24 protein-coding genes and 1 other RNA gene are annotated in these 26,283 nt (G+C 66.2%); 19 read left to right on the top strand and 6 right to left on the bottom strand.

Going from position 1 to position 26,283, the window contains the following annotated elements; genetic code table 11:
* Positions 1-3 precede the first annotated feature (3 nt).
* The 4 genes from JYK02_RS03225 (at position 4) to JYK02_RS03210 (ending at position 3,551) form a co-directional block, all read left to right on the top strand.
* The gene (locus JYK02_RS03225; protein ID WP_207048364.1) at positions 4-570 is read left to right on the top strand and encodes a TetR/AcrR family transcriptional regulator; all 567 of its coding nucleotides are present in this window, start codon (positions 4-6) and stop codon (positions 568-570) included.
* The gene (locus JYK02_RS03220) at positions 567-1,226 is read left to right on the top strand and encodes a hypothetical protein (protein WP_207048363.1); all 660 of its coding nucleotides are present in this window, start codon (positions 567-569) and stop codon (positions 1,224-1,226) included. Before JYK02_RS03225 ends, JYK02_RS03220 begins: the two co-directional genes overlap by 4 nt.
* Positions 1,226-1,894, top strand: coding sequence for a TVP38/TMEM64 family protein (locus tag JYK02_RS03215; RefSeq protein ID WP_207048672.1), 669 nt, complete (start codon positions 1,226-1,228; stop codon positions 1,892-1,894). Before JYK02_RS03220 ends, JYK02_RS03215 begins: the two co-directional genes overlap by 1 nt.
* A gap of 91 nt (positions 1,895-1,985) precedes the next feature.
* Positions 1,986-3,551 carry a PQQ-binding-like beta-propeller repeat protein gene (locus JYK02_RS03210; RefSeq protein ID WP_207048362.1) on the top strand — a complete coding sequence of 522 codons (1,566 nt, stop codon included), beginning with the start codon at positions 1,986-1,988 and terminating at the stop codon, positions 3,549-3,551.
* Between the two features lie 37 nt (positions 3,552-3,588).
* Here the strand turns inward: JYK02_RS03210 and JYK02_RS03205 are convergent, their stop codons facing one another.
* Complete coding sequence (locus JYK02_RS03205) at positions 3,589-3,993, bottom strand: hypothetical protein (RefSeq protein WP_207048361.1); 405 nt, start codon at positions 3,991-3,993, stop codon at positions 3,589-3,591.
* A gap of 254 nt (positions 3,994-4,247) precedes the next feature.
* A complete protein-coding gene (locus JYK02_RS03200) occupies positions 4,248-5,183 on the bottom strand; it encodes an alpha/beta hydrolase family protein (protein ID WP_207048360.1) in 936 nt (311 codons plus the stop codon).
* 109 nt (positions 5,184-5,292) lie between these two features.
* On the opposite strand from JYK02_RS03200, the gene JYK02_RS03195 reads away from it, so the two are divergent.
* Together JYK02_RS03195 and JYK02_RS03190 are read left to right on the top strand one after the other, a co-directional pair.
* Entirely contained in the window at positions 5,293-6,075 is a 783-nt protein-coding gene (locus JYK02_RS03195) for a helix-turn-helix domain-containing protein (protein ID WP_242588306.1), read from the top strand.
* 188 nt (positions 6,076-6,263) lie between these two features.
* Positions 6,264-8,405 carry a M28 family peptidase gene (locus JYK02_RS03190; protein WP_207048359.1) on the top strand — a complete coding sequence of 714 codons (2,142 nt, stop codon included), beginning with the start codon at positions 6,264-6,266 and terminating at the stop codon, positions 8,403-8,405.
* Here the strand turns inward: JYK02_RS03190 and JYK02_RS03185 are convergent.
* Together JYK02_RS03185 and JYK02_RS03180 are read right to left on the bottom strand one after the other, a co-directional pair.
* Positions 8,327-9,340 (bottom strand): ferritin-like domain-containing protein, encoded by a 1,014-nt coding sequence (locus JYK02_RS03185; RefSeq protein WP_207048358.1) that lies wholly within the window; start codon positions 9,338-9,340, stop codon positions 8,327-8,329. The genes JYK02_RS03190 and JYK02_RS03185 overlap by 79 nt on opposite strands.
* Before the next feature lie 587 nt (positions 9,341-9,927).
* Entirely contained in the window at positions 9,928-10,857 is a 930-nt protein-coding gene (locus JYK02_RS03180) for a pseudouridine synthase (RefSeq protein ID WP_207048357.1), read from the bottom strand.
* Between the two features lie 180 nt (positions 10,858-11,037).
* Between JYK02_RS03180 and JYK02_RS03175 the strand changes: the two genes are divergently transcribed.
* The 10 genes from JYK02_RS03175 (at position 11,038) to JYK02_RS03135 (ending at position 20,444) form a co-directional block, all read left to right on the top strand.
* On the top strand, positions 11,038-12,009 hold the full coding sequence (locus tag JYK02_RS03175) for a DUF3592 domain-containing protein (protein ID WP_242588305.1): 972 nt from the start codon (positions 11,038-11,040) through the stop codon (positions 12,007-12,009).
* Positions 12,010-12,306: 297 nt separating this feature from the next.
* On the top strand, positions 12,307-13,020 hold the full coding sequence (locus JYK02_RS03170) for a hypothetical protein (RefSeq protein ID WP_242588304.1): 714 nt from the start codon (positions 12,307-12,309) through the stop codon (positions 13,018-13,020).
* Positions 12,981-13,301, top strand: a complete 321-nt coding sequence (locus JYK02_RS40895; RefSeq protein ID WP_431603464.1) for a transposase — start codon at positions 12,981-12,983, stop codon at positions 13,299-13,301. Before JYK02_RS03170 ends, JYK02_RS40895 begins: the two co-directional genes overlap by 40 nt.
* 117 nt (positions 13,302-13,418) lie before the next feature.
* Positions 13,419-13,919: a hypothetical protein gene (locus tag JYK02_RS40890; RefSeq protein ID WP_431603463.1), complete on the top strand. Its 501-nt coding sequence runs from the start codon at positions 13,419-13,421 to the stop codon at positions 13,917-13,919.
* Between the two features lie 582 nt (positions 13,920-14,501).
* Positions 14,502-15,743: a C1 family peptidase gene (locus tag JYK02_RS03160; RefSeq protein WP_207048354.1), complete on the top strand. Its 1,242-nt coding sequence runs from the start codon at positions 14,502-14,504 to the stop codon at positions 15,741-15,743.
* A 207-nt stretch (positions 15,744-15,950) separates the two neighbouring features.
* Positions 15,951-16,289, top strand: coding sequence for a helix-turn-helix domain-containing protein (locus tag JYK02_RS03155; protein ID WP_207048353.1), 339 nt, complete (start codon positions 15,951-15,953; stop codon positions 16,287-16,289).
* 71 nt (positions 16,290-16,360) lie between these two features.
* Positions 16,361-17,056 (top strand): IS630 family transposase, encoded by a 696-nt coding sequence (locus JYK02_RS03150; protein ID WP_207048352.1) that lies wholly within the window; start codon positions 16,361-16,363, stop codon positions 17,054-17,056.
* Positions 17,057-17,174: 118 nt separating this feature from the next.
* The gene (locus JYK02_RS03145; RefSeq protein ID WP_207048351.1) at positions 17,175-18,020 is read left to right on the top strand and encodes a DUF4365 domain-containing protein; all 846 of its coding nucleotides are present in this window, start codon (positions 17,175-17,177) and stop codon (positions 18,018-18,020) included.
* Between the two features lie 170 nt (positions 18,021-18,190).
* Entirely contained in the window at positions 18,191-18,610 is a 420-nt protein-coding gene (locus JYK02_RS03140) for a hypothetical protein (RefSeq protein ID WP_207048350.1), read from the top strand.
* A gap of 343 nt (positions 18,611-18,953) precedes the next feature.
* Positions 18,954-20,444, top strand: coding sequence for a hypothetical protein (locus JYK02_RS03135; RefSeq protein WP_207048349.1), 1,491 nt, complete (start codon positions 18,954-18,956; stop codon positions 20,442-20,444).
* A gap of 51 nt (positions 20,445-20,495) precedes the next feature.
* Here JYK02_RS03135 and ssrA read toward each other — a convergent pair.
* Positions 20,496-20,859, bottom strand: a transfer-messenger RNA (tmRNA) gene (ssrA, locus tag JYK02_RS03130).
* A 155-nt stretch (positions 20,860-21,014) separates the two neighbouring features.
* Between ssrA and JYK02_RS03125 the strand changes: the two genes are divergently transcribed.
* The 3 genes from JYK02_RS03125 to JYK02_RS03115 all read left to right on the top strand — a co-directional run bounded on the left by JYK02_RS03125 (position 21,015) and on the right by JYK02_RS03115 (position 25,073).
* Positions 21,015-22,022 (top strand): zinc-dependent alcohol dehydrogenase family protein, encoded by a 1,008-nt coding sequence (locus JYK02_RS03125; protein ID WP_207048348.1) that lies wholly within the window; start codon positions 21,015-21,017, stop codon positions 22,020-22,022.
* Positions 22,023-22,110: 88 nt separating this feature from the next.
* A complete protein-coding gene (locus JYK02_RS03120) occupies positions 22,111-23,475 on the top strand; it encodes a M16 family metallopeptidase (RefSeq protein WP_207048347.1) in 1,365 nt (454 codons plus the stop codon).
* Entirely contained in the window at positions 23,475-25,073 is a 1,599-nt protein-coding gene (locus tag JYK02_RS03115) for a M16 family metallopeptidase (RefSeq protein ID WP_207048346.1), read from the top strand. The genes JYK02_RS03120 and JYK02_RS03115 overlap by 1 nt, the downstream gene beginning before the upstream one ends.
* A gap of 21 nt (positions 25,074-25,094) precedes the next feature.
* Here JYK02_RS03115 and JYK02_RS03110 read toward each other — a convergent pair whose 3' ends face one another.
* Positions 25,095-26,117, bottom strand: coding sequence for a DUF3616 domain-containing protein (locus JYK02_RS03110; protein ID WP_207048345.1), 1,023 nt, complete (start codon positions 26,115-26,117; stop codon positions 25,095-25,097).
* Positions 26,118-26,283: the final 166 nt, after the last annotated feature.

The raw sequence follows: 26,283 nt of genomic DNA, 5'->3' as shown, positions 1-26,283 counted from the left end.
CGCATGCCAGCCGCGATGACCGAGGAAGAGGCAGCGGAGCGCCGCTCGAAGGTCCTGCTCGCCGCACGGTGGTGCTTCCTGAACTTCGGCTTCGCGAAGACGTCGTTCGAGGACGTCGCGAAGCGCGCGAGCATCTCCCGGACGCTGCTCTACCGGATCTTCAAGGACAAGGAAGACCTCTACACGGCCGTCTTCACGGACTGGCTGCTGGCGCTGCATCCCGAAGCGAGGGAGGCCGCCGCCGGCCCGGGCAGTCCCTACGAGCGCCTGATCAACGTCTGCCGGTTGCTGCTGCTCGAGCCCTGGTCCGAGATGGTCGCGGCCCCGATGGGGGCTGAGTTCCAGGACGTCTGTGAGCGGCTGGACCCCGAGATTGATGCGCGCCACCACAAGGTCGCGCTCCAGTGCGTGACGGCCATCCTGGGGGACGAGGAGCGGGCGGAGGTCTTCCTGCTGTCGCTTGATGGACTGCTCGCGGACCAACCCAAGACGGCGGTGCTCGAACGGCGCCTGCGCATCCTCGCGGAGCGTTTCGTTCCGCCCACGAAAGAGAAGGGACGACGCTCATGAAGATCATCCTCCTGGGAGCATCCGGCATGGTCGGCGCAGGGGCCCTGCGCGAAGCACTCGATGCCCCCGAGGTCGAGTCCGTGCTCAGCGTCGGGCGGAGCCCATGCGGCGTCGAGCATCCCAAGCTGCGGGAGCTGCTCCTGCCGGACCTCTTCGACTTCGCGGCCGTGGAGGACCAGCTCGTCGGCTACGACGCCTGCATCTGGGCCGTGGGCATCAGCTCGATCGGGCTGGATGAGGCGGCCTACGCCAGGGTGACCGAGGAGCTGACGCTCCTCTGGGCCCGCGCCCTCCTGCGGCTCAATCCCGGGCTCTCCTTCTGCTACTGCTCCGCCGCGGGCGCAGGTGGGAACTCGATGTGGGCCCGCGTGCGGCAGCGTGTCGAGGGTGCGCTCCAGGCCATGCCGTTCCGGCACGCGGGCGCCGTCAGACCCGGCTTCATCCGGCCTGGACCCGGCATCAAGAGCCGCGTGCGGCTCTATCAAGCAGGCCTCGTCCTACTGAGGCCGGTCTTTCCGCTCGTCCTGCGGATCTTCCCGTCCGTGGCGACGACGTCGGAGCGGCTGGGGCGAGCCATGCTGCGCGTCGTCGAAGGGCGGGCCGATCGGTTCATCCTCGAGTCCGCGGACATCAACCGGGTCGGAGCCCTGGCGTGATGACACCGCGCACGGCGCGGTACGCGAAGCTCGGAGCGGTCCTGCTGGTGTTCGTCACCTTCGGGCTCGCCTGGCACCTGGGCATCTTCACGCAGGCCGCCGACCCGAAGACCCTCGCCCGGACGCTCGTCGCGCTGGGGGCGTGGGGATATCTCGCGTTTGTCATTGCCTATACGGTGCTTCAGCCATTCGGAGTGCCCGGGACGGTCTTCATCGTCGCGGCGCCGCTCATCTGGCCATGGCAGATGGCGTTCGTGCTCTCGATGGTCGGGACGATGTCCGCCAGCGTCGTCGGCTTCTCGTTCGCGCGCTTCGTCGCGAAGGATTGGGTCTCAGCACGCATCCCGGCACGGCTCCGCAAGTACGACGAAGCGCTCGAGCGGAACGCCTTCCAGACCGTCTTCCTGCTGCGCCTGCTGCTCTGGATGCCGCAGGTGCTGCACTCCTTCCTCGGAGTGTCGAAGGTAGGGTTCTGGACCCACTTCTGGGGTTCGCTCCTGGGCTACGTCCCGCCCCTCCTGTTCGTCAGCTACCTCGGCGGAGAGATGTTCGATGCGTCAGGGAAGATGCAGCCCGCGGCGTGGCCCATCCTCGCCGGCCTGCTGATCGCTTCACTGCTCGTTGTCGCGCTCGTCCGGATGCGCGAGCAGTGTCGTCGCCTGGCTTGAGCGCTCCGTTGGGTTCCTGACGGCACGAACCGACATCCCAGGACAGCTGGAGTTCCGGTCGCGAAGGTGACGGCACCGGAGGGTGGCGTTCATGAATCGGCGATTCGGCGGTCTGCTGGTGGGGCTTCTCTTGTTGTCGGCTTGCTCGGATTCCAAGCCGAACTCGCCCACCCTTCCAACACCGGACAGTGGCACCGACGCGGGCATTCCAGATAGCGGCACGGACGCGGGTGCGCCGGACAGCGGCACGGATTCAGGGGTGCCTGACAGCAGTACCGACGCAGGAGTGCCAGACAGCGGCACCGACGCGGGCACACCGGACAGCGGCATGGACGCGGGGACGTTCGGGCCGGCAGGCGGCGGGGACTGGACGCAATACCGCTCCGGCCCCGAAGGCACGTGGATCAACGAGGGCACCTTCACGCTGGCCCAGGCCGCGGCCGTGACACCTCTGTGGACCGCCGACGCGGGCCCCGAGGGCTATACCCAGCCGCTCATCGTGGGCGACACGGTCTACGTCACCACGGGCCTGGAGGCGAAGGTGCTCGCCTTCGATGCGCGCACGGGCGCACGGCGCTGGGAACGCAATCTGGATTACGCCTTCACGGACCCGTGCGAGGACCATCCGCTCCGGCCGGGATTCTGGGCCGCGCCAGCCTGGGTGGACGGCCTGCTCTACGCGGCGTCACCGGATGGAAAGGTGCACGCGCTCGATCCGTCGACTGGCAACCCGGTGCAGGCCTGGCCCGTGGCCACGACCCAGGATCCTCCCGAGTTCATCCAGTCCTCTCCCGCGGCGTCCCCGCAGTTGGGCCGGCTGTACGTGGGCGTCGCGGCGATCTTCACCTGCCATCACATCCCCGGCAGGGTGATCTCCGTGGAGCTGGCCACGGGGGCCACGCGCTCGCTCACACTCACCGAGGCGGACCGGCCAGGGGCCGCGGTGTGGAGCAGCATTGCCGTGGATGCCGCGGCGAGGAGGCTCTACGTCACGACGGGAGACCCCGTGGGACAGCCCCTGTCCGAGGTCCCCAACGCCCAGTCCCTGCTGGAATTGGACGCGGACACGCTGGCGGTGCTCGGGCACTGGCAGAACCCGGGGCCGGGCCCAGAGGCCAACAGTGACTTTGGCGCCTCCCCTACCCTCTTCACCGCCGCTGACGGTACGCGCCTGGTGGGCGCCGCGAACAAGGATGGGAAGCTGTATGTGTTCCGGCGGGGTGCCATCTCCGCGGGCCCTGTGTGGACCCATCAGCTTGCCGCCGGAGGACCGGATCCCCTCCAGGGCCAGGGCAGCCTGGTGGCGCCCACGTTCGCGCATGGCTGGCTTTACGCTGCCGGAGGCACCACCCCGGACGGGGAGCCGGGCTCGGTCGTCGCGCTGGAGCCGGGAACAGGCGCGGCGCATTGGAAGCACATCACGCCGGGATATGTCTTCGCGGGCATGCCTGCCCTGGGCGAGGTGCTGGTGGTGGTGTCCAACGCGGGCGATGGCAGCAAGAGCTGGCTGGAGCTGCTGAATGCCCGGACCGGAGCCGTGGTCCAGCGCTTCGACATCACAGGACCCACGTATGCCGCGCCCACGGTGGGGCGCGGGCTCATCCTGGTGCATCCCTATTCGGGACAGCTGCGCGCCTTCTCCATCCCAGCACCGTGACGGGCCGGGAACCCGTCACGGCACAGAGGGCCGGGGCCTACTGGCAGGTCAGGCCGACCAGCTTGTCCAGGGTGTTGATCTGGCCGTTCTCCAGGTCGCGCAGCGCGGTCTTCTCCAGGTCCACGCGCTCCTTGAACACCGGCTGGTCGCCCGACAGCATCTCCACGACGGCCGTGCCACCGTCAACGTCGGAGATGGAGAGGGAGTCGCCCTCGACCACCTTGCCGTCGGAGAGCTCCAGCGCCATGTGCTGGCTGTAGCCGCTGAGCTGCGTGGCCTTGGCGCCACAGAGCGCCTCGCAGGTGTGCCAGCTGCCGATGCAGAGCCGACAGCCGCCATCGCGACCCCGGATGATGATGACCGCCTGGGCCTGGGTCGAGAGGAGGAGACCGAACATCACACCGAGGGTGGCCAAGGGCTTACGGAGTGCGTTGAGGCTCATGTCTGCTGTTCCTTTCAGCGGGCCCGAGGTTGGGGGATCGGGGCCCGGCCCCCTTCAGGGGAGCGAAAGAACAGCCTTCACGGCGCATGCCATTGTATTCCCAGACACTTCCCAGAATGAGCAGGATTCCAGGATAACCCTATCCGTGACGGATTCCGCCACAAGTTCGGCCAAAGTGTGGCGGTTCGCGCCACAACCCAGGGCCGGGCTGAAGGCAGACTACGGGAAAACCGCATGACGCTCAAGGACGACTGTCATTTGGCTTCAATCCGACCGAGCGGTGAAGCCGTGCCCTTCAGTGCGTCCTGGGCCTCCTGCCAGGCGGAGTCTCCGGGATGGAGCGCGGTGCGGAGGTAGGCCCAGGTGAGGCGTTGGACGGCGGCCACCCGCTCGGGGCTCTCATCCGTGGTCTCGGCGACGTCATACCCGGAGACTCCGCCCAGCCCGTGCTCCGCGCCGAACAGGGTGAGCAGCGACTTGGGGCCAGGGGACAGGAAGTAGGGATCCGCGTGCCAGGCGGGGCCCGCGACGGTCAGGTGGGCCGAGGCATCCTTGTCGCCGACGACCACGAGCGCGGGCGTCGTCATCGTGGAGAAGTCGGTGGTCGAGAAGAAGGGGTAGTTCTCGGCCGCGAACCTGCTCAGGGCATCCCCTCCCCTGCCGGGCGCGGCGAGCAGCACGCCAGCCTTGATCCGCGGCTCGTAGCGGTTCACCTCCGTTCCGTCGTGAGCGTCCTTGTACCGCGCGCCAAGCAGCAGGCTCGCGGTGTGCCCACCCATGGAGTGACCGATGACGGCCACCCTGCTCCGGTCCATGCGTCCTGCGAGCCCGACGAAGGCACGCTCAATCACATCCAACTGGTCGAGGATGCGCGTCATGTCCTCGGCTCGAGACTTCGAGAACAGGGGCGCATCCGGAGCATCCGGGCCGAGCGAGAGCGTCTTCGAGTCGAGGTGCGTGGGCTGGATGACGACGAAGCCATGTGCCGCGAAGTAGTGCGCGAGCGGAGCGTAGCCGTTGAGTGACGAGAGATGGTTGGAGCGACCGTGGCCGTGGGACAGCAGGAGGATGGGCAGGTTGCTTCCGGTCACGGGCGCGGAGACGCGCAGCTGGAGCTCGACGGCGCGGCCGGGGGCTGGCAGGACGATGGGGCTGAGGGAGAGGACGGGCGTCGGAGTGGGCTGGTTCATGATTGTCTTCGTACCGCCCGCCCCTTTTCTGCGATTGGAAGGACCGGACATTTCCGCGCGCCTTCAACGCCGGATTGAACGACCGCCATGAACGCGCCAGAGTACGAGGATGCCGCGCACGCTGGAGTCCGCCGCCCCGACGTTCTCGCTCTCCCGCTTCGTCGAGGACGTTCACACGCTCGTGCCCGTCGAGGGAAACGCACGGCACGAACGGTTGCCCGACGGGAGAACGACGCTTGTCTTTCGAGTGCTCGAAGAGGGCCGGAGAGGGGACCTCTGCGTCGTGGGCCCGCGCACCCAGGCGCTGTTCAAGAACGCCCCTGAAGTCGTGCGCGCGCTCATCCTCCAGTTCAAGCCCGGCTGGGCGGTGCCGCTCCTGGGCGTGGCAGCGAACGCGCTGACGGACCGCATCGTCCCGCTGGAAGACCTCTGGGGCCGTCCGGGCAGCGACCTCTGCTTCGACCTCCTGTCGGCGCGGAGCCTGCCGGAGGTGCTGGACCGGCTCTCCCGTGGGATTGCCCTGCGGACCCACCAGACCTTCGAGCCGGCCTCGGCCCGGCTCGCCCGCCGCGCGATCCGCTTGCTGGAAGGAGACGCGGTCCGGGTGGAGACCGTGGCGGAGCAGCTGGGCGTCACGGCGCGGCACCTTCGCCGAGCCTTCACGGAGAACGTCGGCATCGGGCCCAAGGACTTCGCGAGGACCGTTCGCCTGCAACGCGCCGTGAAGATGACGGCGACCTCCAGGGACTGGGGACGCATCGCCGTGGACGCGGGCTATTACGACCAGGCGCACCTCATCGCCGACTTCCGGGAGCTCGTCGGGCTCACGCCGGGGGCCTTCCTGAAGCGTCCGGTGGCACCGCCGGAGCCAGGCCGGGGCGCGAGGTGTTGATCAGCCCCGCATGAACAGGAAGTAGAGCAGCGCGCTCAGCGCCACGGAGGCAAGGATGCTGCCCGCGCAGCCCAGCTTGTTGGAGAAGAAGATGACAGGCATGGCGGCAACCTAGTCATCGCCGTGTGAATCGGCACGGCGTTCCCAGCGCCCATGGGAGCCGCGGGGGATATGGTCCCAAGCCATCCATGCTCCTCCGCCCGTTGCCCGTCGCCCTCCTCGCGGTGCTCGCCGCGCTCAGCGCCTCCGCCCAGGCGCCCACGTCCCCGCTGGGGCCCATCTCGCCCACCACCGGACTGGTACTCCGGGACGATGTGGTGCGAGCCCTCATCCAGGAGAGCTCGGGCGACCGCATCCATGACAGTGTCCAGCGGCTGTCGCTCATCGCCCGGGACAGCCTGGAGGGCTACACGGAGGCCGCCGCCTGGACGAAGGCCGCCGCCGAGGCCGCGGGCCTCCAGGACGTCCGCCTGGAGGCGATGAAGGAGGGCCCCCAGTGGCGGGCCACGCACGGCGAGCTGTGGGTGGCCGGCCCCCACCGCTACCGGGTGACGTCCTACGCCGACCAACCCATGGCCCTGGCGTCCGGCAGTGGCAGCTTCGAGGGCAAGGACCTGGAGCTGGTCGACGTGGGGCTGGGCACCCAGGACGCCGACTACGCGGGCAAGGACGTGAAGGGCAAGGTGGTGCTCAGCCGGGGCCACCTCGCGGCCACGCTGCGCAATGCCGTGGTGAAGTTCGGCGCCGTGGGCGTGGTGTCGTCCTACTCGACGCCGCCCTGGAACGAAGCCCACCGCATGGACGGCGACTTCCCGGATCAGGTGGGCTGGGCCGCCGTCCCCCGGCGTCTCATTCCGCAGGGGATGCGCACGCCCTTCCTGTTCATGGTGTCGGACCGGCAGGGCCGCGAGCTGCGCGCCCAGCTGCGCGAGGGCCCGGTGAAGGTGGACGTCAGCGTCGCCACCCAGGAGCCCACGGGACATCTCAGCATCGTCAGTGGCGTCATCCCCGGGACGCTCGCAGGGGAGGAGATCGTCCTCACGGGCCACCTGGACCACTACAAGCCCGGAGCCAACGACAACGCCTCGGGCTCCGCCACACTGCTGGAGCTGGTGCGCACATACACCACGCTCATCCGCCGGGGCGTGCTGCCACCGCCGGTGCGCGCCCTGCGCGTGCTGTGGCTGCCGGAGTTCGAGGGAACCCGCGAGTGGTTCGCCCATCACGGCGCGGATCCGGTGCGGCGGGTGGCGCACTTCAACTTCGACATGCTCGGCGCCAGCCTGACGCGCTCACACTCACGCTTCTTCATCTCCTACACCCCGGACTGGAACGGCAGCTTCGTGAACGCCGTCTCCGAGTCCACGGTGGCCTTCATGAACCGCTTCAACGGCGTGGCCTATCCGCCGAGGAAGGACTTCCGCATCGGATCCGTGACGGGCTCACAGGATCCGCTGGATGCCCACATGGAGCGCTACAGCCGGGGCTCGGATCACCAGCTCTTCAACGACCACGGCATCCCCGGCGTCGCCTTCTCCACGTGGCCCGATGACGGCTACCACACCAGCGGAGACCGGCCGGAGAACGTGGACCCCACCCAGCTGCACCGCACCGCCTTCGCGGGCCTGGCCTCCATCACCGTCGCCGCGTGGGCCGAGGGCACGGGCGCCCTGGAGCTCGCGCGTCTGGTGGCGGTGCACGGAGTGAAGCGCACGGCGGAGGACGAGTTCCGGGCCCGACGAGACCTGGCCGGGACGCCCGCCGCGCAGCTGCCCGGCCTCGTCCGTCTGGCCCGAGCCGCGGTGCGCACCGGCTACCAGCGTGAACGAGACGCCCTGCGCTCCTGCCAGGCCCTGGGCGCGCCCGCCGAGCCGGTGAAGGCGATGATCAAGACCCTGGAGAACGCCGAGTCCCAGGCCTTGAAGCGCCTGGAAGCGGACGCCAAGACGCGCGGCGTGTCCCTGAAGGAGCCCGCCCCCAGCGAAGCCGAGCGCCGGGCGCGGGCCTTCGTTCCGCGTCGCGTGAAGGGCCAGGAGCTCGCCTCATTCGACGAGCTGCAGCTCCCCGCGGTCCCCGGGTCGCAGGCCCGGATGGACACGGTGAAGGCCGCCATGACCGCCGCGGCCGCGGCCCTGCGGGAGCAGGGAGAGAGCGAGCTGCGCTTCTACCAACTGGCGGACGCGGTCGCGAGCTACGCCGACGGCCAGCGCTCCGTGGCGGGCATCCGCGACGCGGCCTACGCCGAGTACGGCTACGTCATCCCCGTGGACGCGCTGCTGGAGCTGTTCGGGCTGCTGGAGCAGGGCGGCATCATGACGCGCGGGCGCTGAGTCCACTCCTCGGCCCGAGCCCGCGTCCGCTGGAGGCACTCTTCCATCAGCCGTCCCAGCTCCGCCTGGGGCAGCAGGCCATTGCGCGAGAGGAAGTCCTCGTCGACGCCCGGGATGCGGGGGAGCGCGGGCGTCCGCTGCTCGTCCAGCGCGTCCAGGGCCTGATGCAGCGCCTGTCTGGCTTTGCCGCCGCCCCGCTCCAGCGCGAAGGCCAGCACGTCCCAGCCCAGCTCCGCGTGCCGCTCCTCATCCTCGGCGATGACCGCCAGGGTCTCCCGCACGACGGGGTCGCAGGCCCGCCGTGACGCTTCCGCGGCGACGCTGGCGGCCAGCCCTTCCCCCAGACATCCATCCAGCAGCGACCCGCGCACCAGCCGGGACCACTCGTCGCTGTCATCCGAGATGGGACGCTGCGGACGTTCCTGGCCCAGCTCCGGAATCGCGCCCGCGCTCCACGGCAGCCCCGAGTAGGCCCGAGCGAGCGCGAAGCACCGCCGGGCATGGCGGACCTCGTCCAGGGCCGCCAGGTGACACGCCTCCAGCAGCTCCGAGGGCGCGCCCAGGGCGGAGAGCTTGAGCGACAGCTTCGCGAAGGCAGGGATGGACGCGTGCTCCATGCCCGCGGAGTACATCCAGGCCTCCCCCAGCACGGTCCGCTGATACGGCGTGAGCCCTTCCAGCTGAGGAGAGGCCTCGTCCGCCCAGCCCTCTCCGAGGGTTCGACGGGCCACGCGAGCGCGCCCCTTGAGACGCAGCACGCGCCCCTTCGAGAAGTTCGTGTGGCTGATCACGTTATAGGCCCAGAACAAGAGCCCCATCGTCGTGGCGCCCACGACGGACATGATGCTCCCTGCGACCTTGTCGCCCCTGCTCAAGTAGACGATCCCCATCACGAAGAACACGGGCCCCATGATGAGGATGATCAACCCAATCATTACGACGAGCTCCACCTTGCACACCCCTTTCGAACCACCTCGATACCATGGGCAGACAGCAACCCATGTGCCATTGCATGCCGCCATGCGGCATGAGAAGGACGGTCGTCCAGGATGTGCAAGGGGCGGCCCACCTGTGCATCGCGCTGCACGGTGGGCTCCCGCTCCGGTCAGCTCAGCTTTCGACGGAGGCGGAAGCTTCCGACTCCGGGGGTTCCTCGCTGCAGACCTGCGCGGACGTATCTTCCCGCGCAGCCTCATCCCGGGTGGCCACCGACTCCGAGGGTTCAGGGCTGAAGCAGTTGCCGATGCAATCTGCTCCATACCTTCCACACGTGATCACCCCACCCTGGTCGTGCTGACAGGTGAAGTTGCAGGGAGTCGCGCAGGTACAGGCGGTCTCACACGACTGCGCGGAGGCAGAAGTAACCGGTGCGAAGGTGAAGACAGCGGAGGCAGCCAGCAGGCACTTCAAAAGCTGGCTCATGAGCCCTCCCATCAGGTGAGGCATTCACGTTGCGCCTTGGCCCATCCCGAACGCAAGCAGATTCCGGGAACAGCCATGTCTGACGTTGAAGGCCCGGTGCTCAGGTCTCCGTCGCCATTCGCAAGGCGGCCGGAGGTGGCGCGTGCAGCCGCAGTCGCTCCGACGTGAGCGGGTGCGTGAACGCGAGCGTCTCCGCGTGGAGCAGGTAGCCTCCCTCTCCGGGCAGGCCCGGCTCGCGCTCACGAGGCAGACCTCCCGAGGCGAACAGCGGCTCCCCCGTGAGCGGATGGCCGATGGACGCCAGGTGGATGCGGATCTGCTCGGGGCGGCCCGTGTGGATGCGCACCGCGAACAGGGTCTGACCGTCACGCCGCTCCAGGACCTCCGCGTGGCTGTGTGAAGGTTTGCCCTTCTCGGTCGCCCCGTGCACCGACCCCAGCAATGGGTGCGGCACCAGCCCGATGGGCGTGTGGATGTCATAGGACGCCTGCGCCGCGACCCCATCCGAGAGCGCCCGGTAGCGCTTCTCCACGTCGCCCTCGCGCCAGTTGCGGGAGAGCTTCGCGGCGGCATCATGCGTGCGGGAGAAGAGCACCAACCCAGAGGTCGCCCGCCCCAGCCGGTGAAGTGCGGAGGCCTCCGGCCAGCGCAACCGCACGAACGAGAGCAGCGTGTTCTTGAGGAAGCCGCCGGAGGGAATCGTCGGCAGCCCGCTCGGCTTGATGACCGCGAGCAGCGAAGCGTCCTCGTACACCAGCTCGAAGCCGTCTGGCGTCTCCCCCTCCCGCCAGGGCGGCCGGTGCCAGCACAGCTCCTGGTGGACCCGCAGCACCTCGTCGCCGGTCGCGATGGAGCCCTCCAGCCGCACCTCGCCGCGAGCGAAGCGAGCACGCCACTCCTCCTCGGTGGAGTGCCGGTACGCGTCCGTCAGGTGGGCAAGCGCGGTGCGCCCCACGGAGGCGGAGCCAATCCGCTCGCGGTAGACGTAGCCGTCATTCAGGCGGCCGGAGTCATCAGGTGGGGACGTCACCCGAGCACTCTACGAGCCCCAGGAGGAAGTGACAGCCCCGGGGTCGCAGTCTGGGTGGGCACCGTCACGCGGTCGGGGGCCTGCTTCGTTCGTTCCGGGGCGTCCCTGTAGACTGGGGGCATGTCTTCTCGTGCGGTCGGGTCCCTCGGTTTGCTCCTGTTCCTCCTCCCGTGGGCGGCCATGACGGGGGCCATTGACGTCCTGGCCTGCGCCGACATGGTCCGTCAGGTGAAGGCGTCGAGCTGGCCCACCGTGCAGGGCACCATCACCCGGAGCGAGGTGGAGACGGTGCGCTCGAAGGGCATCAAGTACGAGCCGAAGCTGGCCTACACCTACTCCGTCGACGGGCAGTCCTACGAGGGCAGCAAGTACCGCTTCGCCACGTTCCGTTCGAGTGATTCCGGGTACGCGGACGACGTGGTGGCGCGAGCCCCGCTTGGAGCGAGCGTCCCCGTGTATTACCGGCCCGGTCAGCCCTTGGAGGCGCTGTTGCAGCCGGGGCTGGGGAGCCTGGAGCTGTTCCTGCTCATGATGCTGATGCCCTTCAACCTGGTGGCGTTCTGGCTGGGCACCATGGTGGTGCGGGGCTGGAAGCCGCAGCCGCCGCTCCTGTCCACCTTCTTCCGGGAGGACGGCAGCGAGTGCGTGACGCTCAATGGGCCCTGGCCGATCAACCGGGTGTTCGTGGCCTTGGGCTGCGCCGCCCTGGGGTGCTTCGTGCTCGGATCCGCCACCGGGGCGCTCACCGCACCACTGCCCGTGGGCGTCGCCGCCTGGGGCGTCATCATCGCCTGCGGTGTGTTCGCCGGGCGGTGGACGCAAGTACGGCTGAAGTCCGGGCACTACGACCTGCGCCTCCACACCCAGGCACGAAGCCTGTCCCTGCCACCCTTCTCCCAGCGGAAGCAACGGCTCGACATCCAGTGGCGCGACGTGCGGTCGCTCCAGGTTGAAACAAAGGTGCGCCAGCACAAGGGGCGACCGGTGACCAGCTACCAGCCCACGCTCGAGCTCTCCACCGCCGACGGAGGGGAGCGCCAGGAAGACATCGCCAGCTTCAGCAGCCAGGAGGAGGCGGAGGCGCTGGCAAGCTGGTTGCGAACGCACCTCAAGGTGGGAGAGGCAGCTACGGGAGAGCGGCGCTCCGCCTGAAGCACGGCGGGCCTTCTTGCGCATCACGGGCAGCGAGGCTCATCTCCATTTCGCTTATGGTCCGCCCGCGGCTCCTGCCCCAGTTCCAACAACTCATCCAGGTTCCTCTCCATGCTTCGCCCGCGACTCGCAGCCCTTGCCCTGCTCCCGCTCGTCTCCGCCTGTTCCTCCCCTGAGTGCACGGACACCAGTGACTGTGCATCCCGGGGCCCCGACATCGTCTGCATGGAGGAACGCTGCGTTCAGGCCGCTTCGCCAGACGCGGGGACACGGGACGCAGGCCCGGAGGACTCGGGCGTGGACGCCGGCACTTCCGACGCGGGATCCAATGACGCGGGCATCCCGGATGCCGGAGCCTCGGATGCAGGCATCCCTGATGGCGGTGGGCCTCCGCCGGAAGCCTCACTCCGCATCACCGAGATCAATCCCGACGTCCCGCAAGATCTCATCGAACTGGTGGCCGTCAGCGGCGGGACACTGACCGGTATCTCCCTCCAGGAACTCACCAACTCCGATTTCGCCTTCACCTTCCCCCAGGGCTACACGGTGGAGACAGGCGCCGTGCTGGTGCTCCACCTCGGAGGTTCCTGCACCGACGCGCCCGGCAACCCGGCCTCCTGTGGACAGACCCAGCCCTTCAGCGCCAGTGCCTGGGACTTCAGCATGCAAGGCTCGCTGAGCTACTCCGGCAAGGTGTTCGAACTGCTGTCGTCAAAGGGCGCGCCGGTCGACGGCGTCCCCTTCGTCCGAGAGTCCGGGGAGATGCCCTCCAACATCGTCGCCGCCGTCCAGCGCCTGCAATCAGACCGCGTCTGGGATGCCACCCCATGCGTGCACGACCCCAGCACAGGGCTCGCGCGCGACCGATTCTGCCGCAACATCGCCGTGAACTGGTCCGACCTCACTGCGAACTCCAGCATCATGCGCATCAATGGCAATACACCGCTGACGACCCCAGGAACCCAAACGCAGTGGAGTGGTCCCCTCCCTTCTCGCTGGGGCTCCTACTAGCGACTCCGAGCTATGGCTCCCAGCAAGGCTGGTGGCGCCTGTATTCTTCGCCTAGATCGTGCAGGCACAGACATCGAGGGGCTGCCAGTTACCGATGTATTGCACCCCATCGAGGAGACCTGACGGAGGTGCAGTGGAAGCGGATGAGTCCTCTGCTACCTCCAGAAAAGCCGTGGGTCGGACGACCCGCACAGAGCCACCGGCGCGTCTTGGGCGGCATCTGCTGGGTGCTGTGCACGGGCAGCCCCTGGCGCGACATGCCCAAGCGCTATAGGCGATAGACGACGGTATACAGCCGCTTCAAGCGCTGGACACGTGCCGGCGGCTGGGAGCACGTCCTGCAGCAACTGCAGGCCGAAGCGCAGCAAGACGGCGAATTCGATTGGGCCCTGCATCACGTGGACGGCACTGTCATCCGGGCGCATCCGCACGCGGCGGGTGCTCGCGGGCAGCCTCAAAAAAGGGGGGCCGACGAAGCGTTAGTCCGCAGTCAGGGTGGGTCCTCCACCAAGTTCATTGTCCGGGCGGAAGGACATGGGCGGCCCATCGCCTTCGCCCTGATGCCAGGCGAGCGGGATGAGTCGCTCGCCTTCGAGCACGTCATGAATCGAAGCATCGTGCCTCGAATCGTCGGGCCAAGGCGTCCGCAGCTGTGCCCCGCAGCCATCGTCGGCGACAAGGGCTACAACCATCGGCGCGTGCATCGCGGGAACCATGCGCACCGCATCCGCCCCGTCATTACCACTCGTCGCGACCAGCGGCAGCTGGCCCACTTCGACCGCAAGACCAACAGCCAGCGCAACCTCGTCAAGTGCCTCATTGGAAAGACAAGCGCTCTCAGCGAGAGGCGATGCGCCACGACAAGCGCACAGTCAAATTTCTCACCTTCGTCCTGCTGACTGCGACGCGCCTGTGGCTTTGATTTGCCTACACTGCCAAGGGGCTGTTAGGCACTTGACATTGAGCACTTGCATGTTCTTTGCTCCCAGTAAACCCATCTCGCAGGGGGGATAGATGAGTCGTTACGTATTCGTGTTGCTCGTAACTCTCAGCAGTGCGTCGGTAGCGCAACCATTGGTTTTCCATCTTGAGCGGCCGCTTGGAGGAACAACTGATCGCAAGTTGGGCGACTGGCTCACGCTTAGCCCTAGTGTCGGAGTTGACGTATTTTCGATTGACCTTTCCAACCGGTCATACCGCATTGGAGTCGCACCGGGCGTTGGTTACGGGGTTCGATGGAAGCCTGCGTTTTGGACAGCAACGCAGTCGTTTCTCTCTTTGGACCTTTACCTGCAAGGACTGCTTACTGACGCCGATTCGAACCGCGCAGGCCCTGAATACTTCGCTATCGACGTACTGCCCGTTGTAACGGTGATGGATTGGGTCGGAATAGGACTGGGTTGGCGCGGGAGTATTTCCCTTTCCACTGACATTCCCGACAAGAGCAGTGCTGTCTTCACCTTTGGCCTGAGGAAGTCAATATGAAAAACACACAGCGGATAGCATTTGCAATCCTCACCATAGCTGGAACTGCAGCCCTCGGCAGTGGATTCATTGCCGCTGACGAAAAGGATTATAAGGCTGTACCACTGACATACGCCCCCATTGGAGGCGCTTCGGTCGAGCTACCTCGAAAGGTCGATCTTTCAGCCAAGCTACCTCCGCCTGGCGATCAAGGCGACCAGCCGTCTTGCGTGGGTTGGGCCGTAGGCTATGGGATGGCGTCTTATTATCGATTTGACGGCAGCACACCAATGAGCCCGTCGTTTATTTACAACAATATAAAACAAGGCCCAGGATGCAATGGCGGCAGCCGTCTATTGGATGGGGTAAATATACTTTCGGGGAAAGGAAGCGTATCCATATCAAGATTCCCGTACGATCCCCTCTCATGCACCAAACCCGACGCAGCAACTCATGTCGAGGCAACAAGAAACAGAGTTTATCCCAAGCGAAGAATTGAGCCACGGAGCCGCTCTGACGTCAAAGCTTTCCTGAAAGATGGTCTTCCGATAGTTGTTGGCCTTGATGTCGGACCTTCATTCTATGCACACAAAGGCATTACACCCCTGACCACGGCAGAGCGCACGGACGGCCATGCCGTGTTAATAGTTGGCTATGACGACGACCTCAAGGCATACAAAATATTCAACTCTCAAGGCGCTGGGTGGGGAATTGGAGGGTTCGGATGGATATCCTACGAACTATTTGAAGGCACTGCTCGCGAAGCCTATATTTTCACAATCAAGAGAGAAAACACTCCCAAAAGCGTAGCACTCACCCCTGTTTCAGGATCACAATCCGCCATTCTGGGCGGTTCGCTCACTGATGCAACGGTTTCTGACCTGCGCCTTGAGTACGTGAACTTGGATGACAGCGAATCTTTAGTTGCTAGCATCAACGCCAAGTTCCCGGCCTCACTCATCAACAAGTCCGTCGACTTTGAGGCTTTCTTCTTTTTGAACGATCTAATGAAAAAAGGCGAACTGTTACCACTTCATCGTGAATTGTGGAGCAGCATTATCACCAATTCAGGATCAAAACGCTTTGCACAAAAAATCTCCTGCGAATCCCTGGGTGATTACGCACAGCCAAGTGAGATGTTTAGCAGAGAGGATAGCGGGTCACCTGAACTTGCATATATCGTATACATATATGCCAATGGGGTAGCCATTGGACGTTCTGAACTGAAGGTGACAAAATTCCCATGTGCGCCGCAGTAACATACCGGAACAGAGGTTTTTGACCGGTTGATATAGGCCCTACCTATCGCAGGATAGGTAGGGCCTCCGCACGAGCAGCTCAATGCTGCGAGCCTACAACGGTGCTCAGAGAGGCTGATCGAGCGAAGCAAGAAGCGTAGCCCTGGAGTGGTCCGCCCCAGGGCATCGAAGCAAGAAGGTCTGCGCTGGAGCCCATAAATTGAGGCCATGGGCGCACCACTCTCGATGGACTTGAGGCAACGCATTCTTGAGGCGTACCTGGCGCACGAGGGAACGTGGGAAGAGATTGCCTGTCGGTTTCAAGTAGGGGTCGCGACAGTGGATCGGCTCATCGGCCGCTGGAAGCGCACCCACTCCATCGCGCCAACGCGTACCGGACCCCGGCCTCACTACCGAATACCGGATGGCGATTTGGCCAAGGTGAAGCGACTGCTGGATGCCCAGCCCGACAGCACGACCCAGGAGATTGCGGATGCCTACGCCGAGGCGACCGGAGTACGGGTGAGCCGCTTCACCATGGGACGTGCATTCCGCCGAATCGGCTAGACGCATAATAAAAGTCGCTCCTCGCCTCCGAGCGGCGCCTGGCGAAGAATCGCCACGCGCGAAGGCGGTACTTGGGTAAGGCCGCTGAACTGAAGCCGTCGCGCCTCCATTTCATTGATGAAACCGCGGCCACCCTCAGCATGATGTGCCGATACGGTCGTGCTCGGCGAGGGGCGCGCGCACGCGGTTATGTCCCTCTGGGTCGTTGGCAGGTGCTCACGATTATTGGGGACCTCACGCTGCAAGGAGTGGGGCCCGTGCTGACCTTCGAGGGCGTCACCAATGGTGAACGCATTGAGACCTATGTACGAGAGGGGCTGTTACCCATTCTCAAGCCCGACGACGTGGTTGTCATGGACAACCTCAGTGTTCATCACCGACCCGCTGTCGAGGCGCTCATCCGCAGTCGCGAGGCTCATCTCCTCTTCCTGCCGCCCTACAGCCCCGACCTCAATCCCATCAAGTCCTGCTGGCTGAAGGTGAAGACGCGCCTGCGGGCCATCGGCGCGCGAACCCATGCCGCTCTCATCCAGGCCATGCGCGAGGCAATCTCGACCGTGCTACCGCAGGCCCCAGCCGCTTGGTTCTCATACTGCGGCTACCCACCTCAACCGCCGCGATCACCGTTGTCGCTCGGAATGTGTAAACCTTCGGTCCTTCACCGCCCTCCGGGAGCAAGCCCTTCTGAGCGACGAGTCGGCGACTTTCTGAATCGGTTTGTGCACACCTGTCAAATGGGGGGAACTTTCAGCTGTGGCGCCCCTTAGCTATCGTAAATCGGCAAGTGTCAGCAGAAACCACTCTCACACCATACGTACCAACGCCACCCAGCCTATGCCTAAACGCACAGAAGCACATCGAACCGCCGACGAGGCCCAGAATCGCGTGATCAGCCTATTCACAGCGCTTGGGTGCGCATGCGAACAAATAAAGCAAGACTATGGCGAAGACCTTCTAATCCAACCCGTATTTGAAGACGAGGTTCAACATTTTCGCATACTGGCCCAAGTCAAGGGCACCAAGAACCCAGAGAGGCTCAAGAACAAAAACGGGAATCTCGAATGGAAAGTCAGCTACGACCATATGCTTAAATGGTCTCGCTCATCCGACTTGGTGATCATCGCACTTTGGGATCTCAAGAGCAACATTGGATACTACACATACCCAAGCCCCCCCAAAGCAACGCCCTTCAACACCGACTACGACAAAGAAACCATAAAACTAGAATTCAGCGCAACCAAACTCCTTAACGAAGAAAGTGGTCGCAGTATCATCTGGACGGCTTGGGGGAGACACTTCGAGAGATTAATCGTCGTGAAAAACGACATCATCAACGACGATGCCGCCAGCTCGGAGCGCAAAAATCAAGCAGAACACGACCGACTCATTCTAGGCGTGGAAATGCTACTGCTTCTGGGAGCTGCAATAGCGAACCCACCTGATCTCTACATCAATCCGAAGCTCTATGAGTTGTACCAAAACGCCAAGGACTCAGAAATAATAAAGAAGGACGAGGACGAAGAGGGAGCACGCCTCGGCGCAGTGATTCTCTCGCTGCTATACTGGGCCTCCGAGAAAGCTATGGGCCCTCTCTCGTCCCCTGTCCTCATATGCATGACCGATGCTTTTGATTATATAATTCTCAACAAAGAGGCCATCCGAGAGTTTATTCAAAAGGGGATGCTGGAGCCGACCTTGAAAACTCACCAGCGCCGCTCGAGAAAACGATAGTTTGCCACTACCTTTTCGACTTCGTGCCGAAATGCGGCAGCCCCGTTATGAGTTTGTCCGGGGAGCGGTTGAGGATAGCCCGGCCGGTTTGAATCCGGCTCGAAGCCTGCCAATTCTCGCCACTCGTTGTAACTGAATGCTTCGGGCATGGTGCTCATAACTCGCAGTTGGTGTTCACGGTCGGCCGGCACTACCGCCTGGAGGTGCAGTCCATCCGCACCAAGGACGGATTCAAGGGCCTGTCCGCGATCGCTGAGCTGAAGGTGGTGTCCGCCGAGCGGACGCAGCCCGCCAGCGAGCCCAGCCGCATTGGCACGGTGGCCTCCTACGTGGGGAACCTCTCCGACGCGAAGAAGAACGGCGGCGGACGCTTCAAGGCCTTCGTCATGGGCCAGGCCGGCGCCGAGGAGCAGGAGCTGTCCGCAAAGTTCATGGACGACACAAACCGGAACCTTCCTTTCCACGGGAGGTGGCCCGGGTCGCAGAAGTGCCGACTCGTGGCGAACTACAGCAGGTTCAGCCTCAAGGAGTCGATATCGGCCCGCGGCTCATCCACCGCATTGGCCAGCAAGTCCGCAGGCGCGACGTAGCGGACTTCGCATCGGCGTCGCGCATCAATGGCCAACAGCGTTAGTGATGCATCAATAAGCATCTCCTCAGCGGCAGGACATGCAGAACGGTGCCCGGTATAGGCACGCCATTCCCCTCCGCCCGTAACCCTCCGCGCCACATCTATGCACCAAGTGTAGCCGAATGGGTCTCAATCCAAGCCATTCCCAGGCGCACGCCTCAATCTGAACAATCACGGGCACCAATCTTGCTCTACCTTTGTCCGCGCGGTTCTCTTCCCGATGGCGTTCTTCCGGGCCTGTTATTTCCCAGTCCTACCGTTCAGGCCGCGTCCACTGCATCCCTTCAAAGACAGAGGAACGCATGAACCACCCCCGTCACCGGTCCCTCCTGGGGTCCGTCCTGAAGCTGTCCACGGTGCTCGCGCTCGCCTGGAGCGGCGCGGCTGGCGCGCAGACGTACACGCAGGGCATCGCGGACAACTTCACCCTGCCCACGGAGCCCGTGTCGCCCAGCCCGGGCTTGCAGACCTGGGTCGCCGCCAACTACTCCATCCCTGGCATCCGCCCGTTTGATGATCAGGGCGCGGACCGCTACTTCGCCACCACCTTCTCCAACCTCAACGCCACCGGCGGCCGTATCTGCGGGGCCACGCTGCGCATGACGGTGCGCAACGGTGGCAGCAACGACAGCATGGGGTTGTGGTTCGTGAACCCCTCCGGCACCTTCGCCGCTCCGGGCTGGGGGGAGTCGCTCGCCAACCTGGGGATCCCCTGGCTGAGCACCGGCGTCGTGGCGCTCAACCTGGCCTCGCTGCCGGGCACCGGCACCAACCTGCTGCCCACGCTCAACGCGCAGGGCTACCTGGACGTCATCGTCCAGGATGACAGCGCGGTGGATTCCGCCACGCTCGTCATCACCCGCTGCCGCCAGGACGTCTTCATCCGCGACATCCCGGGCGACGTGGGCGTGGAACCGGGCTCCTACGGGTCCACTCCCATCTGGATGAGCCCGGACATCCGCGTCTGCCAGAACGCCGGTTGCGTGGGCAACGAGAACCCGGAGTTCGGCCAGACGAACTTCGTCTACGTGAGCCTCAACAACGTGGGCACCCCGCCCGCCCCCACGCCGACTCCCACGTCCGGCACCCTGCGGGTCTACTACACGGCCTCCGGAGGCGCGGCCGTCTGGCCCACCAGCTGGACCCTCATCAACACCGTCCCGGTCAGCATCCCCGTGGGAGTCACCGAGGTGCAGGTGCCGTGGACCTCCGTCCCCGCCCCGGGCCACTACTGCCTGCTGGCGGTCTGGGTGGGGCCCAATGATCCCATCACGTTCCCGCTGGTCACCGGCTCCAACACGCTCGTGTCCACCGCCCAGAACAACAACCTGGCGTGGCGCAACGTGAACGTCGTGAACCTGTCGCCGCTGCGGCCGGCCGCGTCGTTCGACTTCCGCGTCCTCAACGTGCTGGCGCAGCGCCCGTCGCGTCTGGAGTTGGAGGTCCGTCCGGCGCCCGGCCAAGCCTCCTTCCTCGAGCGCGGCAAGGTGCTGCTCAAGCTGGACGACGCGCTGTGGGCGAAGTGGAGCCGCCGCGGCACGGGCTTCGAGATCGCGGGAGAGGGGCTGGTGCGCATCACCCACGTGGAGGGCGCGCGGCTCATGGACATGGAACTGGAGCCGGGAGCGGAGGCGCACGCCACCGTCACCTTCGAGGCCGACGTAGGCGACAAGACGGAGACCTTCGAGATGCAGGTCGTCCAGCACTCGGAGTCCGAAGCCACCGGTGACGAGGTCGGCGAGCAGGGCGGTGTGGGCTTCGCCATCACCGTGGGCCGCGAAGTGAAGAAGTAGCCCGGAAAAGGAAGAGCCTGGCAACCCGTACTGGATTGCCAGGCTCTTTCACTGTGGAGGCGGAGGGAATCGAACCCTCGTCCGAAAGCCGTCGGCTCTTCGACCCTACGTGCGTAGTCCGCGATTTGCTACGTCACCCGGGCTCCCACGGACGGGATACCGGATGCCGGTCCTGGAAAGATCTCGTCACCTCGGGCCCAGGCACCCTTGGCAGCCAGTCCGCATTATGACGGCCCATCCCCACCCCACGGACCGAGAGCAGGGGGACCGCGCACTAGAGACTGCTAGTTAGGCAGCCAGCGCGAGCTCAACGTTGTCGTTGGCTTTTGTGTTGTTGTCGGAAGTTTTACGAGCACCCAACAAGCTCGGCACGCGTCTCGAACGTCATTGCCCCCGTCGAAGCCAGGTCGCCCCCGGTTCGATGTACGTCATGCGGCCACCACTGCTCCGCACTCGACCTACATTAACCGCTGAACGCCCTCCGTCAATCCTCCTGATTGCTCGCGGGTCGCTCCGGCAACATCCCCTTCCCTGCTTGCCCCCCGGGCAAGCCCCCGGAGGCACTCCCCCATGCAGGCGTACGAGCTCCAGCACACCACCGGTTCCTCCAGTTGGACCCTCGTGGAGAAGCCCCAGCCCCAACCGGGTCCCGGCCAGGCGCTCGTCCGCATCCACGCCGTCTCCCTCAACTACCGCGACCTCATCATCACCCGCGGCACCTACCCCGGCCTCAAGCTCCCCCTCATCCCCTGCTCGGACGGCGCCGGCCAGGTCGTCGCCGTGGGCCACGGCGTCACCCGCGTGAAGCCCGGGGACCGCGTCGCCCCCACCTTCTTCCAGACCTGGACCGACGGCGAGCGCACCCCGGAGCGGGTCGCCCATGCGCTCGGCGGCAGCGTCCCCGGCGTCCTCTCCGAGTACGTCTGCCTGGACGCGGAAGGGCTCGCCCTCCTCCCGGACTGGCTCTCCTACGAGGAGGGCGCCACCCTGCCCTGCGCCGCCGTCACCGCCTGGAACGCGCTCGTCCCCCAGGGCGGCCTCAAGGCCGGGCAGACCGTGCTCGCGCAGGGCACTGGCGGCGTGTCCATCTTCGCGCTCCAGTTCGCGCGCCTCCTTGGCGCCCGCGTCATCATCACCTCCAGCCAGGACGACAAGCTCCAGCGCGCGAAGGCGCTGGGCGCGGAGGGGCTCATCAACTACCGCCAGACGCAGGACTGGGAGCAGGCGGTCCTCACGCTCACCGGCGGCCAGGGCGTGGACCACGTGCTGGAGGTGGGCGGCGCGGGCACGCTGCCCCGCTCCGTCGCGGCCACCAAGGCGGGCGGACACATCGCGCTCATCGGACTGCTCACGGGTGCCCCCGGCAAGCCGGACACCTCCGCCACCGGCAGCAAGCACCTGCGCGTCGTCAGCACCTACGTGGGCAGCCGCGAGATGTTCGAGGACATGCTCAAGGCCATGTCCCGGGAGAAGACCCGGCCCGTCATCGACCGCGTCTTCCCCTTCGCCCAGGCCCGCGAGTCCCTCCAGTACATGGAGTCCGGCGGCCACTTCGGGAAGATCGTCATCACCGTGTGAGGCCTGACACGCGCGCGGAAAAGCCACACCTGCCGCCCTACCTCCGGCGTAACGTCCCGCCCTTTCCCAGCACTGAAAGGGTCCGCGCATGCGCCGCCTGTTGCCCCTCCTGCTGCTGCTCCTGATGCCGGTGCTCCCGGCATCCGCCGAGCCGCCTCCAGACGCCTCCCGCTTCTTCCCCTACACGTTGAACACCACGCGCCTGCCCAACGGGCTCACCGTGGTGCGCGTGCCGTTCAACTCGCCCGGCATCGTGGCGTATGTGACGGCCGTGCGCGTGGGGTCCCGCAACGAGGTGGAGCCCGGCCGCACCGGCTTCGCCCACTTCTTCGAACACATGATGTTCAAGGGGACGAAGGCGAACCCGGAGGGCCAGCGCGAGCACATCCTCGGCGGCTACGGCTTCGACGACAACGCGTTCACGACCGACGACATCACCGTGTACCAGGTGTACGGCCCCACCGCTGGCCTGGAGAAGCTCATCGCGCTGGAGGCGGACCGCTTCCAGAACCTGGAGTACTCCGAGCCGTCCTTCCAGACGGAGGCGCTCGCCGTCCTGGGCGAGTACCACAAGAACGCCGCGGGCCCGGACCTCAAGCTGGAGGAGGCGCTGGCGAAGACGGCCTTCACGCGCCACACGTACCAGCACACCACGCTCGGCTTCTATGAAGACATCCAGGCGATGCCCAAGGCGTATGAGTACAGCCGCTCGTTCTTCGAGCGCTGGTACACGCCCGCCAACACCACCCTCTTCATCGTCGGTGACTTCAACGACGCGCAGGTGGTCTCCCTGGTGACGAAGGCCTACGGCGGGTGGCAGCGCCAGCCCACCAACGTCACCATCCCCGTCGAGCCCGAGCAGACGCGGGGCCGCTCCGTCCACGTGGACTGGCCGCAGCCCACCCAGCCGCGCCACGTGCTCGCGTGGCACACGCCCGCCGCCCGCGCGGACACGGCCGACGCCGCCATCCAGGCCATCCTCGCCGAGTACCTCGTGGGCGACACCAGCCCCGCGTACAAGGAACTGGTGCTGGAGAAGCAGTACGTGGAGTCCATCAACGTCTGGACCACGCCCCACCGCGACCCGTACCTCTTCCCCATCGACGCCACCCTCCAGGACGAGAAGCACCGCGCCGCCGTGGACGCCGTGCTGCGCCGCGAGGTGACGGCCGTGACGGGTGCCCCCGTGGACGCCGCGCGCCTGAAGGCCATCCAGGACCACCTGCGCTACGGCCTCCTGATGGACCTGGAGACGCCGCGCGACGTGGCCATCGACCTGGCGCTCTACGCGGGCGTGATGGGCCGCCCCGACGCGCTCGCCAGCTACCTGAAGCAGCTGGGCAGCGTGACGCCCCAGCAGATCACCCTGTTCGCGAGGAAGTACCTCAAGGACGCCAACCTCACCGTCCTCACCCTCACCCCCAAGGCCGTCGCTGCCGGAGGGACGCCGTGATGAAGACCCGCGCTACCGTGTCGCTCGTCCTGGCCGCCGCGCTGTCCCTTGCCGCCTGCGCCCACCACAAGCCCTCTCCCGAGAACCCGCCGGACAACCCGCCCGGGGAACCCACGCCGCCGCAGCCCGAGCCGGGCGACGTGCCCGCGGTGCCCCTGAAGCAGCCGCCGCCGATGCACCTCGTCGTGCAGGCCCGGGGGGACACGCCGCTCGTCAGCCTGCGGCTCGTCTTCCACACGGGCTCCATCGACGACCCGAAGGGCAAGGAGGGCCTCACCGCCCTCACCGCGAAGCTGATGGCGGAGGGCGGCACGCAGCAGCTCACCGCCGCGCAGCTTTTGGAAGCGCTCTACCCCATGGCGGCGGAGCTCAAGGTCTTCACCGACAAGGAGATGACCACCCTCTCCGGCCGCGTCCACCAGGACTTCCTGCCCGCGTTCCTGCTGCTCTTCACGGACACGCTGCTCCAGCCGCGCTTCGACCCCGCGGAGTTCGAGCGCCTGCGCGCCAACGCGCTCAATGCCGTGCGCAACGGCCTGCGCAGCGAGGACGACGAGACGCTGGGCAAGGTGGGCCTGGACGCGCTGCTCTACGCGGGGCACCCGTACGCCCACTTCACCGGCGGCACCGTGCAGGGGCTCCAGTCCCTCACGCTGGAGGACGTGAAGGCGCACGCGCGCCGCGTCTTCACGCAGGACCGGCTGGTCATCGGGCTCGCGGGCCCGGTGGACGCGAACCTCCAGCAGACCATTACCTCGCGCCTCTCCGCGCTGCCCGCCAAGGGCGCGCCCCGGGTAGAGCTGCCCACCGTGAAGTCGTCGGCCGGGCGCACGCTCATCCTCCAGAAGCCCACGCTCTCCACCGCCGTGAGCATGGGCTTCGTCACGCCCATGCGCCGGGGCGACCCGGACTTCTTCCCGGTGGCGTTCGCGCTGTCGAACCTGGGCGAGCACCGCCAGTTCATCGGCGTGCTCTTCAACGAGCTGCGTGAGCAGCGCGGCCTCAACTACGGCGACTACGCCTACGCCGAGCACTTCATCGAGGACCGGGGCAACGGCACGTTCAACCGCACCAACCTGGTGCGCACCCAGCAGGACGTGTCCATCTGGCTGCGCCCCGTGGTGCCCGCCAACGGCGTGTTCGCCACGCGCGGCGCGGTGTACTTCCTGGAGCGCATGTCGAAGGAGCCGCTCACGCAGGAGCGCTTCGACCTGGTGCGCGGCTTCCTCCAGGGCTACACGCGCCTGTGGGAGCAGACCGACCAGCGCCGGCTGGGCTACGCCATCGACTCGCTCTACTACGGCACGCCGAACTTCCTGGACGCCTACCGCTCCGCGCTGACGACGATGACGCCGCAGTCCGTGCAGGCCGCCGTGAAACGGCAGCTTCAGCCAGAGAAGCTGGCGTTGGTGTTCGTCACGGAGGACGCGCAGGGACTGGCGCAGAAGCTGAAGTCCGGCGCGCCGTCGCCCATCACCTACGCGTCCCCCAAGCCGCCGGAGCTGCTCAAGCTGGATGAGATCATCCTCCAGCAGAAGCTCCCGGTGCGTCCGGACGCCGTCCAGATCCTCCCGGCCGCGGAGTTCATGGAGCGCTGAGGTCCGCGCTCCTTCCGGCGCTCAGGGGCTTTCCGGCAACGCCGTCCACACGCCGCGGAAGCGCTTGAGCGCCGGATCCTTCTGGCGCTTGCACTCCACGCCCTCCACCTGCACGGTGCCGTCGTCGCTGAGCAGCAGGATGTCGCCGGACGTGTCCGGCGTGAAGAACGCCTCCGGGTTCACGCCCGACAGGTCCACCGCCGTCACCTCCGCCGGCGCGTCGTCTCCGCCCTTCCAGGTGAAGAGCCGCGACTTCGCCTCGGAGGACGTGGCCCCCGCGATGATGAGGTAGCGCCCCCGCCACGACGACAGCGAGCGGATGCCCAACCCGCCCAGGTCCAGCAGCCGGGGCGGTCCGAAGCGCGCGGAGGCTCCGTCACGCACCACCGCCTCCGGGTTCAGCAGCGGCACCACCAGCGCCTTGCCCTCCGTCAGCGGGCTGCGAAAGCCAATCAGCATCCCGGGCGCGTCGAGCATCGCCGTCATGCCTTCGATGTTGAGCCCGCCGGGCTCCTTGGGCGGCAGCGGCTCCGCCTTCGCGAGCCCATACGGCGCGAGCCTCGGGTCGGCGAGCAGGTCCTCCAGCAGCTGCGTGTACGGCTGGCCCACGAGCTGGACGTGCTCCGGATCCTCCACGCCCGTGGCGAAGAAGCGCAGGCGCGCGGGCTGCTTCTTGCCGGAGCTGTTGCGGCCGTGCGACGTGAGCCAGAAGGCCAGGTTGCCCAGCCGCGAGCCCGCCTCGATGTCCGTCTCCGGTGGCTTCTTCTTCACCGGCAGCTCCAGCGACGGCGTCAGGTCCACCGTGCGCAGCGGACGTCCGCCCTTCCTCGCATCGTAGACGCGCAGGATGTTGTCCTCGTCGTCCGCCACGACGAACAGGCCGTGGCCCAGCTCCACCGCGCCGGACGCGTCACAGCTTCCCTCGAAGACGACCGTGTTGGCGGGCACGCCCACCACCGCGGGCGGGGCTTCGCGCCGCACGTTCGCCTCGCGCGCGCCGCAGCCCGCCACCAGGACACAACCCCACAGGAGCCACCGGTTCATGGCCCTTCTTCTCGCTGCTCGTGCGGCGTCACGCGCGCTCGGAAACCGGTGGTCCTCCAGGAAGTGTGTCCCAACCGACAGGGTGTGGCGCGGATCCGCTCACGCCCGGGATTTGTAGAAATGGCATGAGGCTGTAGCTCGCACGCCGGGGGGTGGGTTTTCTTCC

Source organism: Corallococcus macrosporus (assembly GCF_017302985.1).
Lineage (GTDB): Bacteria > Myxococcota > Myxococcia > Myxococcales > Myxococcaceae > Corallococcus > Corallococcus macrosporus_A.
Note: the sequence above shows the minus strand (reverse complement) of the source record. Positions and strands in the feature narration are given on the sequence as shown.

What these genes read in the sequence shown, in the direction of transcription:
- JYK02_RS03190 (WP_207048359.1), top strand. Translation starts at nt 6,264, where the DNA reads ATGCTCCTCCGCCCGTTGCCCGTCGCCCTCCTCGCGGTGCTCGCCGCG.
- JYK02_RS03155 (WP_207048353.1), top strand. Translation starts at nt 15,951, where the DNA reads ATGGGCGCACCACTCTCGATGGACTTGAGGCAACGCATTCTTGAGGCG.
- JYK02_RS03225 (WP_207048364.1), top strand. Translation starts at nt 4, where the DNA reads ATGCCAGCCGCGATGACCGAGGAAGAGGCAGCGGAGCGCCGCTCGAAG.
- JYK02_RS03125 (WP_207048348.1), top strand. Translation starts at nt 21,015, where the DNA reads ATGCAGGCGTACGAGCTCCAGCACACCACCGGTTCCTCCAGTTGGACC.
- JYK02_RS03120 (WP_207048347.1), top strand. Translation starts at nt 22,111, where the DNA reads ATGCGCCGCCTGTTGCCCCTCCTGCTGCTGCTCCTGATGCCGGTGCTC.
- JYK02_RS03195 (WP_242588306.1), top strand. Translation starts at nt 5,293, where the DNA reads ATGCCGCGCACGCTGGAGTCCGCCGCCCCGACGTTCTCGCTCTCCCGC.
- JYK02_RS03215 (WP_207048672.1), top strand. Translation starts at nt 1,226, where the DNA reads ATGACACCGCGCACGGCGCGGTACGCGAAGCTCGGAGCGGTCCTGCTG.
- JYK02_RS03110 (WP_207048345.1), bottom strand. Translation starts at nt 26,117, where the DNA reads ATGAACCGGTGGCTCCTGTGGGGTTGTGTCCTGGTGGCGGGCTGCGGC.
- JYK02_RS03205 (WP_207048361.1), bottom strand. Translation starts at nt 3,993, where the DNA reads ATGAGCCTCAACGCACTCCGTAAGCCCTTGGCCACCCTCGGTGTGATG.
- JYK02_RS03200 (WP_207048360.1), bottom strand. Translation starts at nt 5,183, where the DNA reads ATGAACCAGCCCACTCCGACGCCCGTCCTCTCCCTCAGCCCCATCGTC.
- JYK02_RS03175 (WP_242588305.1), top strand. Translation starts at nt 11,038, where the DNA reads ATGACGGGGGCCATTGACGTCCTGGCCTGCGCCGACATGGTCCGTCAG.
- JYK02_RS03210 (WP_207048362.1), top strand. Translation starts at nt 1,986, where the DNA reads ATGAATCGGCGATTCGGCGGTCTGCTGGTGGGGCTTCTCTTGTTGTCG.
- JYK02_RS03135 (WP_207048349.1), top strand. Translation starts at nt 18,954, where the DNA reads ATGAACCACCCCCGTCACCGGTCCCTCCTGGGGTCCGTCCTGAAGCTG.
- JYK02_RS03160 (WP_207048354.1), top strand. Translation starts at nt 14,502, where the DNA reads ATGAAAAACACACAGCGGATAGCATTTGCAATCCTCACCATAGCTGGA.
- JYK02_RS03115 (WP_207048346.1), top strand. Translation starts at nt 23,475, where the DNA reads ATGAAGACCCGCGCTACCGTGTCGCTCGTCCTGGCCGCCGCGCTGTCC.
- JYK02_RS03185 (WP_207048358.1), bottom strand. Translation starts at nt 9,340, where the DNA reads ATGATTGGGTTGATCATCCTCATCATGGGGCCCGTGTTCTTCGTGATG.
- JYK02_RS03220 (WP_207048363.1), top strand. Translation starts at nt 567, where the DNA reads ATGAAGATCATCCTCCTGGGAGCATCCGGCATGGTCGGCGCAGGGGCC.